We start from the raw sequence: 13,181 nt of genomic DNA on the forward strand, positions 1-13,181 counted from the left end.
CAGCGGTTGCTGTCCCCTCCCCTATGCGCGGACGGTTACCGGTGCCGGCCGAGGCTGGGGAGTCCGGCACTGGTGGTCCAGACGCTGCCGCGTCCCTTCGGCTTCGGCTTCCCCTTCGCACGCTCTTCGGGTGTCGGTGGTCGGCCTGCGGGGCACCAGCCGCCGGTGGGGCGTTGGTGGGCGGCGTACTTCCCGCCGGCGAGCCGGGTGGTGACGGCGAAGCAGGAGTGGCAGGACACCTTCACCGGCTCAGCAGGCTCGGGTGTCGGCGGTGCGGGCTCCGGCGGCGCGGCTGGGGTGAAGGCGAGCTGCTTGTCGGGGATGGGCCGGCCGGACCCCGGGCAGCCGCGGCGGGCCTTGTTCATCGCCTTCTTCCCGACGGCGTCAGGGTTGTGGACGCGGTGTGGCGAGTACCGGCCGTAGATGGTGGCGGGAACGGTGAACCCGCACTCGGGGCAGGTGAGGCGCTGCTTCGCGTACGGCGGGTGGTTCTGGTCGAGTCGGACGGTGTGCCGCGGCTCGCCGCCGCCGCGGGTGCGCTCCGTCGTCGAAGATGGTCGTTCCCGTCGCGGCACCGACGCTGAACGGCGCGGTGCGGGTCGGTTCAGTCCGACGGAGCCGGGGCATCGGGTGCCGTCACCGCGGTTGTGGACGGTCATCGTCCCGTCTCGGGTGAGCAGGTGCTCCTCGTCGCAGGCCCTGCAGCGTGCCGCCATCAGCATGACTGTCATGCTGCCAGTGGCGGCCGACACCGTCTACGAGCGGAGCTCGGCCCAGACCCAGGCGCCGGCGTGTCGAGCATCGACGGTCCGGCCGAGGTCGGCCGCGGCCGCGTGCGCGCAGCGGAGCCACACATCGATGGAGACTGCGATGTCGGTGACTTGTTCGCTGATGCGTCCGTGCTGCTCGAGTGCGACGCGGATGTGCTCCGTCGGGTCGGCAGGGCGGTGGTGGAGACCGAAGTCGATGATGTCCGCCGCCACGGCGTCGACCATACTCGGAGCCGCGACGCTGGAAAACATGGGCCGTTCAGGCCATCTTCGTCTCAGAACGGTTACCTCGGGCAACTCATGACCGATGATCTCCCCTCACACGGGCGCCGCCCGCTCACTGAGGAGGAACACCATGGTTGACACGCAGCTCCAGGACGCGCAGAAGTGGCTGAACAGCACCTTCGGCAAGGTCTCCGGATGGACAAAGGTCAAGGAAGACGGCTACCCGGGCCAGAACACGGTCAACGGCATCATCGAGGGTCTGCAGACGCTGCTCGGCATCTCCCCCGTCGTGCCGGCGTTCGGGCCGACTACGGTCAGCAAGCTCGCTGCTCACGGCGCCATCGACGGCACCGAGTCCACCGATGCTGCGACGAACACGAAGTGGATCAAGCTCGTGCAGGCTGCCCTGTACGCGAAGGGGTACCCGGGCAGCAACAACAACGGCGTCTGGGACACGAACACGCAGAACTCCATCCGCCAGTTCGAGGTGAACCTCGGAGTGGCCCTGTCCGACAACGCTCCCATCACCCTCCCGCCGAAGGTGTTCCAGGCGCTGCTGAACACCGACCCGTCGGTCCCCATCGAAGGCGGGAAGGACTCCATCGTCGCCGGGCAACGCTGGCTGAACAACCGCTACGGCGGCAACGCCAACTGGACGTACAACTCCACCGGCGGTGTGTACGACCGACCAACCCAGATGAACCTCGTCAAGGCCATCCAGATCGAACTCGGGCAGGGCTCCGGAGCAGACGGCCTCTGGGGACCAACCACCGCATCACAGCTGCGAGCCAAGACAGCGGCGGTCATCCGCGTCGGCTCGACCGACTCCTCATCGGGAGCGCAGTGGGTGCACCTGTTCAAGGCCGCAGCGGCGTTCAACGGCTTCGGTACCGGCCCGACGAGCACCTTCACCGCTGCAGACAGCACCCTCGTGAAGCAGTTCCAGCGGTTCGAAGGATTCAGCACCGCGGACCAGACCGGCGCCGGCGAGTACCGCACCTGGGCGGAGTTCATCGTCAGCGCCGGCGACACATCCCGCAAGGGCACCGCGGTGGACTGCGCCTCCACCGTCACAGCCGCCCGAGGTGACGCGCTCCGGAACGCCGGGTACACCCTCGTCGGGCGGTACCTCACCAACCTCGAACCGACCGCTGAGGTACCGGACCCCATCGACAAGGTCATCAAGCCAGGCGAGCTGCAGACGATCTTCGCCGCCGGCCTCGGCGTCTTCCCCATCTTCGAGGAAGGTAGCGGCTACGGCTGGTTCACCTCGTTCCAGGGTGGCGTGGACGTCATCCGCGCCGTGAACGCCGCCCGGAAGTTCGGCTTCCCCGCAGGGACAACCATCTACTTCGCGGTGGACTTCGACGCCACGGACACGCAGATCGACCCGGACGGATTCACCGACTCCCCGCAGGGCGTCATCCCTTACTTCCGTGCAGTGCAGAAGGGGATGCTCGAGCTCGGATCGCCGTACGCCATCGGCATCTACGGCACCCGGAACGTCTGCCGACGTGTCTCCAATCTCGGATTCGCCTCGAAGAGCTTCATCGCAGGGATGTCCACCGGATGGTCGGGCAACCTCGGGTTCCTGCTCCCAACGAACTGGGCCTTCAACCAGATCAGCACCATCAACGTCGGCAGCGGCTCCGGCCTCATCAACGTCGACAACGACATCGCCTCCGGACGCGACGCCGGCGTGTTCGGTCTGGTGAAGTCACCGGAACCGAACGCTGCTGCGTTCGACTACCTGGACTGGCTGCAAGCGCGAGCGAAGGAGTGGAATACCTCGCACAACACCGGCCTGTCGGACAACGAACTGCTGACCCACTACATGCGGATCCCGGACTTCGACAGCTCCGAGTGGACGATCTTTGCCGGCGACATCAACCGCGATTTCACCAACTGGGTGGACACACTCGGGGTGTCAAAGCAGACCCAGCTCGTGGACCCGCAGTACCGGACCTCTGTGGACACCGCGCACCTGTTCGGCGCCGCAGGTGCACTCATCCACAACGGACTCGACAACGGCAAGTTGGACTACCCGTCGCTGTCCGACTATGTCGGTTGGGCGGGTGACCTCCTCCAGGTCATCCGCGATGGTTGGCAGCGGTACGGAAACCTGTACTCCTCCGCCACAGAGTGGGCGCAGACGTACCTGTTCTCCACCGACCCCACGCTTCGCGGCTCTTCGTTCGGGATGACCGATCTCATTCAGGACGCCGTCGCACACGACCTGGTCGACCGGATCGCGTCCGGAGCGTCGCCGACACTCGCCGGCGGCACCCGCGAGTACTTCGAGAACGAAGGACGGTGGGGTGAACGTCTGACGAAGTTCGTCCAAGACCGCTTCGGCGGTTCCCGCGACAACATCTACCGCCTCGCGAATCAGCTCCTGACTTCCACCGACCCGGCGCTGATCTACATCCGCGCGGTGTTCGTGAACAGCAGCAAGTGGCCCGAACCCACTCACCTGAACGCTGACGACATGCGTCAGATCGCGACGGTGTTCGCGGACAAGCTCTGGGACATCAGCCGGTAGACCGTGGACCGATGCCCGGCGTCCTTCTGAGGGCGCCGGGCGTCGCCGTGTTCAGGTGAAGAAGATGAACGTGCCGACGCCGACTGCGACCAAGCCGATGCCTGCAAGGGAGGCAAGCACCGTCAAGATGACCGCGATGGTCGAGCTCACCTGCTCTCGCGGCTTCCGTAGCGAACGGGCGGCAAGCCAGAGCGCGATGAGGGACACAGGCAGAGCAAGCACATAGACCACCCCGGCGAGAGCGTTCAGGTGACGGTCCGTCTGCGGCGGCGGGACGGCACCGTTGTCGTAGTCGAACTGCGTCGGCGTGGTCCCGGCCGAGATGACGGTGACAGCGACGACGACAACGGCCCAGATGAGGACGACGCCGATGGACAGAAGTGCTTGACGGTTCAGGGGCCTGCTTGGGGCGCGCTTCACACGGTCGTCTATGCGCGGTGCCGGCTGTGCGAGCGGCCACGTCTCCTGCGCATCGTCCATGACCCTCACCCTAGAACGTCCCATCATTGTTGGCTGGGCACGCGACTTGCTGGCTTCGAGCGTCTGCGCTCCGTCAGCTCCGCAGCCCGGCCTTCCGTACGGCGTCCAGTCGGGAGACGGCGTGCAGCTTCTCGCAGATGTTCGCGAGGTGCCGCTTGACGGTCCCTGGGGAGATGTGGAGCGCCGCACCGATCTGCTTGTTCGTCTTCGCCTCGGCGACAAGGGCGAGCACTTCCGCTTCTCGGGCGGTCAGCGAAGAGCCCCCGGTTGCACGTGAGCGCGCCTCGATGGACCGCCAGATGGCGGCGTGCAAGAGAGCTGAGACGCGTGAGCGCGGGGCGACGTGGCGAAGGTACTCGGCCACCGGAGTGATGGCAGCGTCGAACAGCGCATCCGCGCGACGGACCTGCTCGAGGCTGACGGAAGCAGAACTGTTGGCTTCGGACAGGGCGCTGTACGCCTCTGCCGCCTCACCGGACCGAACTCCGTGAACCACCCGGCGCAACAGCCCCTGGACGTCTTCGTCCCCGAGCGCGGGAGGTGAAGCGGGTGCCACTTCGGTCAACCCTCGGGTGACCGACGACGCCATCTGCTCGAACCCGACGTCGATGCTTCCCTGTGCCGTCACTGCAACCCCCTCGTCGACCATATCGGCGTCCCTCCGACATCCGGAGGCGCGTCGGTGGTGGCCCAAACGGGCCATTTCTGAGCAGCAGCCGCTGCTCATCGGCTCCGATGCCGGCGAAGCGGTGCTGCTCGGTGCCGCGGTCGCGGTTCGGGAGGCGCTGACTGAGTGCAACCGCTGAGCGCTGCTGCTGCGAGCAGCGCGGTCAAGACGCTGGTGATGGTCCGGGCCCTCATGCTTCCCCCTTGGCTCGTCACCCGTGAGGTGAGCGACCTGTCGACCGGGTCACCCCCGACGTTGCCGCTACTCCGGGGCGACGACGTATTGGCGGATGAGGGCTGTGAGCGCGCGTCGATCGAACCCGTCGTCGGGTCTGCTGCGCCTCGTTTCGAGGCGGTCGGCGAGGAGGTGCAGGTTCGCTGCTGCGTCTCGTCGTGCGCCGATGTTGCCGGGTTGGTTGAGCTGCCAGCCGCCGACGGCGTCGGCTCCGTGGTGGTCGAGGACTTGAAAGAGGTTGTGCAGGTCGGCGGCGTCCTTGTGGATGCCGGGTCGGTCTTGCCAGGCGTAGGACTTGAGGACGACGGCGGCTTCGACGGTGGGAACCGTGACGGTACTGCGGAGGGCACTGTCGTCGGTGAGGGTAGCGTTGACGTTGACGGTGATACCGCTGCTGGTCGCGAGGTGCATGCCGGGCATGATGTTGAACGCGCGGCCGCCGAACTTCTGGTCGCCGAACCTGCCGGTGAGCGATTCGGTGAGTAGGTCGATTGTCGGCGCCGGGTCGTCCTTCGTGCCGGTGGGGCGGACGTACCGGTTGCCAGACTCGGCGTCGTACCCGAGGTCGAGGAGCGCGTCGTGAAGTGCGCCGCTGCTGGCGAGTTCGACGGGGATGCCGGCGTCGGCGTCACCGGTGCGTCGCGGGGTGAGCCCGGGTGTTGGGTAGGCGGTGGTGATGAGGGACACCATGTGCCCGCCGATGATGCGCGCTTCGGGGTGGCCAGCGAGGACGGAGCTGAGGTCGTCGAGGGCGATGTACGCCGCGTCATCGGTCTTACTCTCCGCGAAGAAGTGCGCCGTGAGCGGCTGCCGGAGCGGAACGCCGTCGTAACCCGGTCGGAGGTCTCTGGCGAACCGCCCGTCGTCGTTCCGGAGGCGGCCGGCGTCGTCTCGCATGCTCATGCTGATCGTGTGTGCGGCAGGAGGACGACGTCTCGGATCCGGTCTGCGGCTTCGTGCTGGTCGCCGGTGGTGCCGGTGTGGAGGACGTCGCGGGCGGTGATGACGGGGTCGGCGGTGCCGGGCCGGCCGGCGTGCGCCGCGGTCGCCCAGACTGTCTTGTCGGCGGGGACGGTGACGGAGAGGGTGTAGTCGTCACTGGAACCAAGGGAGAACCCCTTGCGGCTGAGGTCGACGCCGGCACGGACGTACGCGGTGACGTGTTCCGGTATTCGCCACGCGGCGATGCGGTCGGCGGCGAGGTCCCCGCTAAGGAGCGCGTCATTTGGAAGGGCTGCGGCTTGCTCGGTGAGCGGCCGGTTCGACCACCAGTACATGGTGACGCCGTTCATCGGTACGGCTAGCGCTCGTTCCCATGCAGCTTCGACGTCGGTGAGGGTCCAACCTGCCGCGTTGCGCGTAGCGAGCGGTGCGAGCGCGTGGAGTGCGTTAGAGACCGCTGGCTGGCTGATGCTGGTCGCGGCGGCGAGCTGGTGCTGTGTTACCGGTTCAGCGGCAAGCAGCAGCGCACGCAGCAGGGCGAACTGCCCGTACGGCGGCGGGCCCTTCGTTGCCGCAGCGGTCGGTGCCGGTGCGTCCTCGAGGTCGTGCTTGACCTGGTCAGCGAGTACGACGCGGTCCGCCGCCGATACGACGATGAGCCGTGGGTCTGTGAGGGCAGCTGCGGTGAGCGACGCTGTGACGCGCGGTACCGCGTACAGGAGTCGTTCCCTCGGCGCGAGGCGGCGCAGGTCGCGTTGCACGTCGGATGGCGTGGGGAGGCGGTGTGCGCGCCCCCATCGGATGGTGTCGCCGCTGGCGGTTCTCACGGTGTAAGCGTCGCTCGGGGTGGCGCGGATGCCGATGGCGCGAAGCGCGCGCAGCGTCTCATGCTGATCCACAGCCACCTCCCGACCATTAGAGTGCGCGTTTGGCGCGCTTACTCTAATACTATGCGCGGGCCAGCCCGCCTGTCACGGTTCGAAGGTGTCGTGGACGACGATGCGGATGAGTTCGAGGGTGCCGTCGGGCAGCTTCCAGTAGTGGAGGCGGCGGGCGGAGGCGGTGTTCGATTCGATGTTGGCGCGGAAGCAGACGGCGCCGTCGTCGCGGACCCATGCGGGTGCGTTGCCGGCTTCGCTGGTGCGCAGCGGGTGGACGCGGCGGGCTGCGAGGTCGTCACGGCCGGTGAGGATGTCGACGACGCAGCGGAGCGCCTTCGTGGTTTGCGTGTCGGTGAGTGGTTCGAACGAGTCGGTGAACCCGTCGCTGAGTCGGTAGTCGGGCAGCGGCCGTTCCGTCTTCTCCGCGGCGGGGATGCGGTCCACCCAGGCGAGGAGGATGGCGTGCCGGGCGGCGGCGTCCGCGGTGGGGAACATGTCGATGGGGATGGGGCGTTCAGCGGTGGAGACGGCGTTGCCGCCCTTCTTGGCGCTGCGGGCGATGCGGCGCCCGTTCTCCTTCGCCGCGGCGAGCGCTGCTGCAAGTTTCGCTTCGGCGCGGGCAGTCTCGACGCGGGCGGCGCGGGCGTCGTTCCGTGCCTCTTCGATGAGGTCTTCGAGGTTCGTGACCTGCTCGCGGAGGGCTCGGTTCGTGTTCCCCGGCTGCATTGCGGTGAGGCGGTTGATTTCCTGCTGCTGGCGTCCGATCTCGGCGGTGAGCGCTTCGATTTCCGCAGCCATCTTCTTCCGCGTTGCCGGCACTGCGGTGACGGTCTGCATCGGTGCGGGGACGACGGTGGCGGCCGGCGCGGTGACAGCGGTCTGCTGTCGTGCTTCGTGGTCGGCTTGGACGGCAGCCATGACGGTTGCCCAGTCCGGGCCGTCGGCGATGAGGGTGTGCTGCGTGGTGCGGCCGCCACTGGTGACGGTGACGTTGAACGCCTCCGCCTTCCCCGCTACCTCCTGGACGCGGCGAGTGAGCTTGTTCGTCACCTCCCGGTTGTCGGAGCCCGGGTAGGCGAAGACAAGCGGCGCGAGGGACCGGTCGTCGAGCCAGTCGGTGCCCGCCGGGTAGATGCGGCCGGCACCGGCGTACACGCCGAAGTCGTCACCAAGGGTGTCGGACAGGTGGTACGTCAACGGGCCGGTGGGGATGACGTTGATCAGCGCGGTGTCGCCAACTTCGCGGGCCACCTGCTCCATGAGGAACCGCGGTTCGGTGGAACCGGTCGGCGTGGACACGACGACGACGGGGAGGTCACGATTCGGGTCCTGGAGAACGGTCGCGAGACGCCGCACGTCGTCGGCGGTGTGAAGGTGGTCTACCTGCTTCTGCATCGTGATCATGACCGCCCTATGCGGGCTGAAAACGGCAGCTGGGAGTTCCGGCCCGTCATCGGCGCAGGCGCTGGGAACCGATACCCGTGACGGGCCTCCGGAACCTGAGCGCTGCACAACCACGGCTCCAGTGTCCTACTCCCCGACGGCGCCGTCGACGCCCCACACCGGGTACCTACCTCGCCTGCTCGCACACCACCGGTATGCGCGGAACCCATGCCGCCCCTGCAGCTCCTCACCGACCCGCCGCATAGGAGCAGGCGAAGGGCGCACAGGCTGCGCGCCCGCTCCCGATGCGTCCCGCCGCTCACGCCGGCACCGACGCAGCCGAGGGCAAGGTCCTCACCGGATCGCAGCCCCTGCATCACCCCTTTCAGCTCCCTCCTCCCAGGGCGCTGCGTGAGAGCGTCCGGAAGGAACCCGCTGTGACCAAGAACAGCAACCTCAAGAAGAGCATCCGCGCCCGCCAGGACCAGACCGGCGAGACGTACACCGAAGCCCGCCGGCACCTCACCGGAGACCGCGGCGATGTGTGGCTGCGTCCACGGGCCAAGGACTTCTCCCCACTCGCCGGAGCGCGCCGCCACGCTGCACAGGGCGTTCCGGTGATCATCCTCGACCTGACCGGCGAAGCCAGCACTGTCATCACCGCGGCGCAGCAGTACTCCCCCGTTGTCATCGATGTGGCTGACCCGAACACGTCTCTCGACCCCTTCAAGCTTCTGGAAGTCCCAGCTCGTCGTGCTGAGGCTGCCGTCACCGCCCTGAACATCGCTGCCATCACGGGCGCCGACGAGCCCGACGACCTCGCAGACAACCTGGCCCTCGCCGCGGACGCCGGCGGTGAGTCCCTGCTGTCGGGACTCATCCGTGGCGACAAGTTGACCCCGTACTTCCACCAGGTCCGGGAGCTTGGTATCGCGTCGTCGCTCTTCGCAGCCCTGCTGCGTGATGCCAGCACGCCGTCGTTCGACATCCCGGGGCCCGTCATCGTCCGAGGGGACGCCTGGAAGTCACTGCCGCTGAATCAGCGGACACAAGACGCGGCGATCTCTTCGCGGGTCGCGGCCGCTGCGCTCTCTGTCGTTCAGGCTGCCGCTGCGGAAGCGCTTGGGTCAGAGCGGCACGAGGCGCTCGTGCACACTCACGGTCACTGGTTCTGGTTCGACAGCCGCAGCGGCAATTCGCGGTTCGCCCCAGACGACTTCGACTTGCCGCTCTCCGCGTCCCGCCCGGCTGATTCATCCCTCCTCGGTGTCGCCTCCCTCGACACCATCGAATGGACGCCGAAGCCCGGCGCCCACGTAGCAGTCGGCGGCCGCGGCCCCTTCGGCAAGTCGAGCACCCTGGACACGCTGACCGCGATCGCACTGGAAGCCGACGCCGACGTGCATCTCTTCCGGCCCGCCGGGCAGCAGAACGCTGGTAAGCCGGACCGTCTGCGTCCGACCAGCATCTCAGACTCGCTCGAGGACTTCGAGGAGGTGCTCATCGCCGTTGCAACGGAACGGCTCGTTGACGCGAACGTCCACTCGGACGCAGTCATCGTCGTCGATGAACTCGACGCCTTGATGGTGAAGAGAGCTGTGCCGCCGCGCCCTGCACCCGGGCTTCCTGTGGCGTTGGATCAGGCGCTGTACAGAGCGGTGAGCGCGGCGGAGCGCCACAACATCCGTGTGGAGGCAGTACGGACCTTGCTCGACCTCTTTGTCCGTCAGAGCGCCACGCTGCGTACGACCGTCGTGCTCGCCAACAGCGCCTTGGGCGACTGGATGGACATTGGAGGTGACGAAGCGTGGGCTGAGGCAACGGTCATCCTCCACGGCGAGGACCGGGCCAGATACGAGGTCCCCCTCAGGCTCCGTGCGACGTCCTGGAGCACGCTGCCGGGTCGCGCGTCAGTGCACAGCCCGACGTTCAACGGAGTGGCGCAGATCGTCATCTGAGGCCCACATCAACAACGACCCGACCACGAGACGTGGTCGGGTCGTTGTCGTTCATGCAGTTCGGAGGTCTCGTTCGCGGATGAGGATGCCCTTGCGAAGGAAGTCTGCTGGGGTCTGTTCGCGGATGTAGTTCCGCCATTCGTCTGATGCTGCAAGGTCCCCGTCGAGCAACCATGCAGGGCTGAGCGGTGCCACGTCGGTCATCCAAGCTGGCGCGTGGAGACCTCGTGTGTGCAGCGCCCAGGCGAACGCCGTCGCGATGAGGGTGTCCCAGCGTTGGTAGCCGGTGCTGCCCGTGGGCGCTTCGAAGACTGCGGCGGGCGGGTCGTCGTTGGCGGCGAGGATCCGGTTGATTGCCTCGGGGAGGTAGCGCGTCGCCATCTCTTCATCGCCGTCGCGGAGTGCTTCGCCGATGAGGGCGGTGAGCTCCGTGGGTGCGATGAAAGTGCCGGTCATGCCGGTCATCGTATCCACGGAGCCCATCGTCACCTTCCCCCTATGCGCGGCCTGCGTCAGGCGAGGTAGCCGTCGGTGCTGGCGGCGAAGTCCACTGCGCCGATCCACATGCGGTGGCCGTAGGCGGGTCGGGCGAGGATGGTCTTCACGACGGCGTCCTGCTCTCCTCGGGTGAGGTCACCGAACGGGGCGAACAGGGACGCTGCGTCGTCGTCGGTGAGTGCGCCGGCCTGCCAGAGGCGGGCGGTCTCCACGGCGTCCTTGATGTTCGTCTTCGCCTTGCGAACGCTGTGCGGGGAGAGCCGGCCGGGACGGGCTTCGGGGGCACCGTCTTCGTCGGCGAACACGTTCCACAGCTGCCGGCGGGCCTGCACCTTGGTGAGGTCCTTCTCCTCGATGAGGTCGGCGAGGTTGTGTGCGCGTGCGCCACCTTCGCGGTCGGTCTGCTCCTCGGCGGCGAACTGGCGTGGGTTCTCCTCGTTCGCACCGTCGAGGCTGGTCTCGGAGACTGGCCGGTGGAAGTTCACCGTCGGGCGGTGCTTCGGCTTGTCCCAGTTCTGCCGGATCTGGTCGGCGATGGCGTCCTCTTCCGTGCGGGTGAGGGCGCGGCCGAGGGTCGCTGCGAGTTCGGCGCAGCGTTCCTTCCAGATGCGGAGGCCCTTCGACGACTCGTGGCGCTTGTGCCCGTCGACCTTCATCGCCAGCTGCGCGCGGGCGATGTGGCGGATGAACCCGCCGTGGATGTGCTTCTCCTTGCCCTGCTTGCGGGCGCTGGCGGCCGCGGCGTACACAGCGGCGAGGGTCTCCCCTGCGACTTCGTCGACGAGGTGGTATGGCATGCCCATGCGGGCAACTTCCTGGCTGGCGAGCCGCTGCGTGTCAGCGACGAGGTTCTCCTCACCCATGTCGAACGTGACGACGTCGGCGACGGGCACGTGCTCGATAGGTGAGTCGTAGAAGACGTCGATGTCGTCGTCGATGACCATGAGGGAGGACAGGCTGATGTCCTCGTCGGCGGCTGGGGTGAAGCCGTCGAAGTGTCCGCCGTTGCCGGGCTTGCCGGTGTTGCGGTTGCGGAGCTGAGTGCGGGTAGCCATGCCGGGTATGTATGCGGCACCCCGCGGACGGTCAGCGGACGAGGGCCTTCCCGGCGTCGGTGAGCGCGAACTTCGTCCACCAGCCCGTGTGGACGGCCCTTTCGGCGCTGCGGAGGAGGTCCTTGGCGAACAGCGCGTCGATGGTGACTTTCTTCGGGACGTCCGTGTGGTTGACGCCGCCGTCGACGCGGAAACCGTAGTCGCCGCGGCCGTTGCGTTCGATGCCGCCGTGCTTGGCGATGGTGTTGACGGCGGTCTGCTGGGCGACGGTGAGCTTGATGGTGGTCGGCATGCTTTCCCTATGCGCGGATTCGGTCAGCACATTGCGAGGTCGCGGCGGATGACGGCTTTGTCGTACGCGTCGATGGTGAGGTCGTAGTCGTTGACGATGTAGATGAACCGGGTGACGTACGTGCACAGGTAGTCGCGGTCGGCGGGGTTCCACTTCGACGGGCCGCCGCCGTCCTTGCCGGTGTTCCCTCCTGCGACGGTGACGGTGAGGTTGTTCTGGTCTGCGGCGAACCGGGCCCGCTTCGCGTTCGACCAGGTGTCCGCACCGTTCTCCCATGCCCACTGCAGCGGAACGACAGCGTCGATGGTGACCGTGGACGGGCTATCTGACGTGTACTGGGCGGTTCGCCCTGTGTACGGGTCGTGGAGGGTCCCGGCTGTGACCGTGCAGGCGCCGGCTCGCTTCACGTCGGTGAAGTTCCGGCTGAGGGCGGTGTTCCGCACATCGCAGCGTCCGGCGTGCGCGGTGTCCCAGTCGGGTCCGAACGCGGACCGCTTGAACGGGCCCTTCGCGTCGGTAGTGGTCTCCTCGAGCTTGTCGAGGACCTTCACCGCCGATGACGGGGTGCGGGCGTCGGACTTCGTCTTGTTCAGCCCGGCGGAGCTCAGCGCGTCCTGCACCTTCCGCTGCCCTTCGGTGACGTCCTTCGGGAGGTCCTCCGCGGTCGGCAGTTCCGGTGCAGCGCTGTGCACGGTCTTCGTGACAGCGTCGGAGCCTTGCTTGGCGTACGGGCTGAGCGACGAGACGACGTTGTCCCACTGCCCGGTGTGCACGAGGAGGAAGCACATGCCGAGGATGACCGCGGCCGCGAGCAGGAGTTTCTTCGCCATGCCCAGTAGGTATGCGGCGGGCGCCGTCTAGAGGGCGACCTTCTTCGCGGTGCCGGACTTCCCGGGCACCCCTTCGCAGTCGCGCGTGAAGGTGCACTTGCCCTGCTTCGCGGTCGCAGCCCACACCATGCCGCAGGTCGGGCATTCGTTGATGGCGACGGTCGGCTTGTTGCGCAGCAGCCGCATGTGGCCGGCGTACCGGTCGATGAGGTTCAACTGCGCTTCGGTGAACTGGATCGGCTTCAGCTTCGTCGCTGTGACCGATTCCGGCTCACGAAGGTCCGCGATGAGCGCGTCGATGTCGCTGGCGCCGGTGAGCTTCAACGCGGCGGTGACGATGTCAGCGGCGCGGAGAACGGGTCGGCTGCTGACCGGCTCGTACCGGAACAGCTTCTGCGGTCGGGGTTTCCTCGTGGTGGGCACG

14 protein-coding genes are annotated in these 13,181 nt (G+C 67.3%); 2 read left to right on the top strand and 12 right to left on the bottom strand.

Annotation, left to right across the window (positions count from 1 at the left end; translation table 11 throughout):
* Positions 1-35: 35 nt before the first annotated feature.
* Positions 36-731, bottom strand: coding sequence for a hypothetical protein (locus tag DEJ19_RS20995; RefSeq protein WP_146250407.1), 696 nt, complete (start codon positions 729-731; stop codon positions 36-38).
* A gap of 24 nt (positions 732-755) precedes the next feature.
* Positions 756-983, bottom strand: a complete 228-nt coding sequence (locus tag DEJ19_RS21000; RefSeq protein ID WP_146250405.1) for a hypothetical protein — start codon at positions 981-983, stop codon at positions 756-758.
* Positions 984-1,125: 142 nt separating this feature from the next.
* On the opposite strand from DEJ19_RS21000, the gene DEJ19_RS21005 reads away from it, so the two are divergent.
* Positions 1,126-3,537, top strand: coding sequence for a glycoside hydrolase domain-containing protein (locus DEJ19_RS21005; protein ID WP_181441405.1), 2,412 nt, complete (start codon positions 1,126-1,128; stop codon positions 3,535-3,537).
* A gap of 51 nt (positions 3,538-3,588) precedes the next feature.
* Here the strand turns inward: DEJ19_RS21005 and DEJ19_RS21010 are convergent, their stop codons facing one another.
* The 5 genes from DEJ19_RS21010 to DEJ19_RS21030 form a co-directional block, all read right to left on the bottom strand.
* Positions 3,589-4,017 carry a hypothetical protein gene (locus tag DEJ19_RS21010; RefSeq protein WP_146250403.1) on the bottom strand — a complete coding sequence of 143 codons (429 nt, stop codon included), beginning with the start codon at positions 4,015-4,017 and terminating at the stop codon, positions 3,589-3,591.
* Positions 4,018-4,090: 73 nt separating this feature from the next.
* Positions 4,091-4,645 (bottom strand): helix-turn-helix transcriptional regulator, encoded by a 555-nt coding sequence (locus tag DEJ19_RS21015; protein WP_284176609.1) that lies wholly within the window; start codon positions 4,643-4,645, stop codon positions 4,091-4,093.
* Between the two features lie 300 nt (positions 4,646-4,945).
* Complete coding sequence (locus tag DEJ19_RS21020; RefSeq protein WP_146250400.1) at positions 4,946-5,821, bottom strand: hypothetical protein; 876 nt, start codon at positions 5,819-5,821, stop codon at positions 4,946-4,948.
* Positions 5,818-6,765, bottom strand: coding sequence for a hypothetical protein (locus DEJ19_RS21025; RefSeq protein WP_284176610.1), 948 nt, complete (start codon positions 6,763-6,765; stop codon positions 5,818-5,820). The genes DEJ19_RS21020 and DEJ19_RS21025 overlap by 4 nt, the downstream gene beginning before the upstream one ends.
* Before the next feature lie 66 nt (positions 6,766-6,831).
* On the bottom strand, positions 6,832-8,145 hold the full coding sequence (locus DEJ19_RS21030; RefSeq protein WP_111231831.1) for an FtsB/FtsL family cell division protein: 1,314 nt from the start codon (positions 8,143-8,145) through the stop codon (positions 6,832-6,834).
* Positions 8,146-8,561: 416 nt separating this feature from the next.
* Here DEJ19_RS21030 and DEJ19_RS21035 point away from each other — a divergent pair, with 416 nt between their 5' ends.
* Positions 8,562-10,082 (top strand): hypothetical protein, encoded by a 1,521-nt coding sequence (locus DEJ19_RS21035; protein ID WP_111231830.1) that lies wholly within the window; start codon positions 8,562-8,564, stop codon positions 10,080-10,082.
* Between the two features lie 51 nt (positions 10,083-10,133).
* Here the strand turns inward: DEJ19_RS21035 and DEJ19_RS21040 are convergent, their stop codons facing one another.
* From DEJ19_RS21040 to DEJ19_RS21060, 5 genes are read right to left on the bottom strand one after another with little or no spacing between them, the layout of a single operon-like run.
* Complete coding sequence (locus tag DEJ19_RS21040) at positions 10,134-10,538, bottom strand: hypothetical protein (protein ID WP_146250396.1); 405 nt, start codon at positions 10,536-10,538, stop codon at positions 10,134-10,136.
* Positions 10,539-10,594: 56 nt separating this feature from the next.
* Complete coding sequence (locus DEJ19_RS21045) at positions 10,595-11,635, bottom strand: hypothetical protein (protein WP_111231828.1); 1,041 nt, start codon at positions 11,633-11,635, stop codon at positions 10,595-10,597.
* Positions 11,636-11,666: 31 nt separating this feature from the next.
* Entirely contained in the window at positions 11,667-11,927 is a 261-nt protein-coding gene (locus DEJ19_RS21050; protein WP_111231827.1) for a hypothetical protein, read from the bottom strand.
* Between the two features lie 23 nt (positions 11,928-11,950).
* The gene (locus DEJ19_RS21055) at positions 11,951-12,757 is read right to left on the bottom strand and encodes a GmrSD restriction endonuclease domain-containing protein (protein ID WP_111231826.1); all 807 of its coding nucleotides are present in this window, start codon (positions 12,755-12,757) and stop codon (positions 11,951-11,953) included.
* A 27-nt stretch (positions 12,758-12,784) separates the two neighbouring features.
* Positions 12,785-13,180, bottom strand: a complete 396-nt coding sequence (locus tag DEJ19_RS21060) for a hypothetical protein (RefSeq protein WP_111231825.1) — start codon at positions 13,178-13,180, stop codon at positions 12,785-12,787.
* Position 13,181 lies beyond the last annotated feature (1 nt).

The sequence above is a fragment of the Curtobacterium sp. MCSS17_016 genome (genome assembly GCF_003234255.2).
Classification (GTDB): Bacteria; Actinomycetota; Actinomycetes; order Actinomycetales; family Microbacteriaceae; genus Curtobacterium; species Curtobacterium flaccumfaciens.